The organism is Kitasatospora sp. NPDC001603, from assembly GCF_040298365.1.
Taxonomy (GTDB): domain Bacteria; phylum Actinomycetota; class Actinomycetes; order Streptomycetales; family Streptomycetaceae; genus Kitasatospora.
Window position 1 is genome coordinate 1 of record NZ_JBEPAA010000172.1, and the last position, 2867, is coordinate 2867.

Annotated in this window: 3 protein-coding genes and 1 pseudogene; 2 read left to right on the forward strand and 2 right to left on the reverse strand. The window is 64.6% G+C overall.

Annotated elements, in window-relative coordinates; all coding sequences use genetic code 11:
• The first annotated feature begins 422 nt into the window (after nt 1-422).
• Nucleotides 423-1283: pseudogene (locus tag ABT263_RS38590) on the forward strand (helix-turn-helix domain-containing protein).
• A gap of 2 nt (nt 1284-1285) precedes the next feature.
• Nucleotides 1286-1480 (forward strand): DUF397 domain-containing protein, encoded by a 195-nt coding sequence (locus tag ABT263_RS38595; RefSeq protein ID WP_352298593.1) that lies wholly within the window; start codon nt 1286-1288, stop codon nt 1478-1480.
• Nucleotides 1481-1566: 86 nt separating this feature from the next.
• Here ABT263_RS38595 and ABT263_RS38600 read toward each other — a convergent pair whose 3' ends face one another.
• Both ABT263_RS38600 and ABT263_RS38605 read right to left on the reverse strand, forming a co-directional pair.
• On the reverse strand, nt 1567-1938 hold the full coding sequence (locus ABT263_RS38600; protein WP_352298596.1) for a DUF6879 family protein: 372 nt from the start codon (nt 1936-1938) through the stop codon (nt 1567-1569).
• Nucleotides 1939-2096: 158 nt separating this feature from the next.
• The gene (locus ABT263_RS38605; protein ID WP_352298599.1) at nt 2097-2612 is read right to left on the reverse strand and encodes a DUF6879 family protein; all 516 of its coding nucleotides are present in this window, start codon (nt 2610-2612) and stop codon (nt 2097-2099) included.
• Between the last annotated feature and the right edge of the window lie 255 nt (nt 2613-2867).

Here is a 2867-nt window from a genome sequence, read left to right on the forward strand (position 1 = left end):
GCGAGTTCGGCGTCGTGGATGAGGTCGTCGGGCCAGCCGGCGAGGTCGAGGGCCTCGCGCAGCTCCTCGCGGGCGGCGGACCAGTCGGGCGGTTCGGGCAGGGTGAAGGCACACATGAGGAACCTCCGAAGAGAGGCGGAGTGGAGTGGGTGTGGTGTCACCGGCGGATACGTCTCCGTGAGCCAGGCCGGAGCGGGACTGGGAGTCCCGCGTACGGCTGCTCTGCGGTGCGCGGGCAGCAGGCGCCTACTGCCCTGGAAACAGGCGTTACTGACGATCCATCGGATCGATGTGAGACGACCGTAGCGCACAGGAACCTAAATTTTGGTAGTTCGCGGGGAAGTTCCCCCTCCCGTGTGATCGGTTGACTCTGCGCGCGGGTCACACGGCACACTGGTCTCACGAAACGCCGAGAGGACGTCATGCCCGGTCGCCCCAACCCGACTCTCCGCCAACGCCGTTTGGGCGCCGAGCTGCGACGGATGCGCGAACAGGCCGGCCTCGGCGGCAGTCAGCTTGCTCGCGTACTCGGCGTGAGTCCCACCCAGGTGACGCAGATGGAGAGCGGGAAGACCAGCGTCAACGTTGATCGGCTCCACACGATCACGGCAGCCTGTAACTACACCAATCAGCCGCTCATCGGCGCGCTTGCCGAAATCATTGCCTCACGAGGGAAGGGTTGGTGGGAGGAGTATCGCGGCCTGATCCCCAGTGCCTTCCTTGAATCTGCAGAACACGAAGACTTCGCTGCAGGGACCGTCAAGGTTTGGACGTCCGTATTCCTTCCAGGACTCCTGCAGACCAGTGAGTATGCGCAAGGTATGTTCAGTCGGAAGATTCCTGGCCTCACACCTCATGAGATCGAGCTGCGCACCTCCTTTCGCAGAAAGCGGCGAGACACCTTCCTTCAGAGTCCTGGTAAGAAGCTGGAGGTGTACGTCCACGAGTCCAGCCTGCTCACGCGCTTCGGCGGCACCGATGTGCTGCGAGAGCAACTCTTTTGCGTGGTCGATGACTCTGCCAGGGCCAACGTGAGTGTCCGTGTGGTCCCCTTCGGCGTGCACACCCACCCAGGCCCGATCGAGAGCATCCTCTACAGCTTCGGAGCGGTTTCCGAACTCGATACAGTTGAAATGGAGTCCTCGTGAGGCCCCATGTTCTTCGATGCCCCAGATGAACTCGAATCATATCGCAGCACTTTTGACCGCATCGAGAGGGCGGCTCTCACTTGTGAAGAATCGCGAGATCTGATCCAACGTACAGCGCGAAGCTTGAAGGACTAAAGATGTCCCAGAACCAATGGCAGAAGTCTTCGTTCAGCAGCTCTAGTGATAACTGCATGGAGGTGCGCACCGTCGACGGCATGGTCGAACTCCGTGAGTCCGACAGCGGCGAGATCATCGTCCGTACCACGCCCCTGAAGTTCGCCAAGTTCGTCCAGGGCGTCAAGGCCGGCGAGTTCGACCACCTCACGACCTGACCCAACAGCGCCCCCTTGCTCGACCCGAGCGAGGGGGCGCCACCAGCCGATCCACTTCATTCACACCGGCAGGTCCCAGCCCCGGGTCACCCCGCCTTGTACTCCGTGAAGGGAACCGACAGCGAGACGGCGAGATCCCGCCAGTGCCGGAACTGGTCGATGTCAGGGCTTTCCAGAAGCTCTCGGCCGATCTGCGTTCCGTCCGGGGCGTACTTCATGTCGACGACCTTCTTGCCGTCGAACATCCAGAAGTCCTGATCAGGGAGACCAGGATTCTCCTTGCCGGTCAGGTCGAGGATCCTGATGTCCTCCCCGGCTTCGACGTTGTAGGCGTAGGCTGCCAATTCGTACCGCAGGTAGTCGGACAACGGCCGGGTGAGTACATGCACCCGAGCGATCCTGCGCCCTGTGGCACGGTAGTTCCGCACACGGGTGAGCCACCACGCTGTGGACTTCATGGGTCCCACCCTCATCGGTGAAGGCCTCAGCCCGGAGAACAAGCCGACTCGGAGTAGGAAGTCGGTGGATCCGACTTCCCATTCCGCCCCTCTCGCAGGGGAAGGGTCGCGAGCATCCTGATCCGATCCCGATCAGCCGAGCTGATCGGGATCGGGCGTCATGTGTGGTCGTTTGCATATTCGAGGAACGGCGCCGAGTTCGAGATCGCCAGCCGCCTCAACTCTCGGCACTCTGCGGCTCGTTCATCGACCGGCTCGCGGTTGATCTGCGTTCCGTCCGGGCGGAAGTTCAGGTGGACGACCGAGGACTGGTCGAACGTCCACCAGTCCTGGTCCGGGATCCCGGAGTCCTGCTCGGTGGCGTCGAGGATGCGGATGTCCTCCCCGGCCGCGATATTGCCGGGGATCCCCCAGGCGAACTGGTACCGCTGGTAGTCGGTCAACGGCTCCCGCACCACTCGGACCCGGCCGATCGTCCTGCCCGTAGCGACGAAGCCCTTGACCCGTCGGTGCCAGGCCGCGTTGTGCTCGGTCGGCTTCGGTTCGCCGCGCAGGAACCGCGCGAGGTTCTCGGCCTCGCGCGGCATGGTGGACGCCGGCTGGGCCTCCAGCCGGAACGCATCCTGGCGATACCCGTCGAAGTGTTGGCGCCACTGGTCACCATCCAAGAGCACGGACAGCCTCCTCCGACCGGGCCCGTGCTGCCGGGGGCCTACGAATCGACCGCCGTGGTGCGGAGCAGCCGCGGCGGCCTGTTCACGGCGAGGTGGGGACGTGGGCGATGTGGCGGTGGCAGGGCGTACCCGGCTGTGGAGTGGGGGGGGGGGGGGGGCCCCCCACCCCCCCCCCCCCCCCCGGGGTCCCCCCCCCCCCCCGGGGCCCCCACAGGAAGGCGCCTTGGGCGGTCCGCGCCGAGGGGAAAGCCGAGG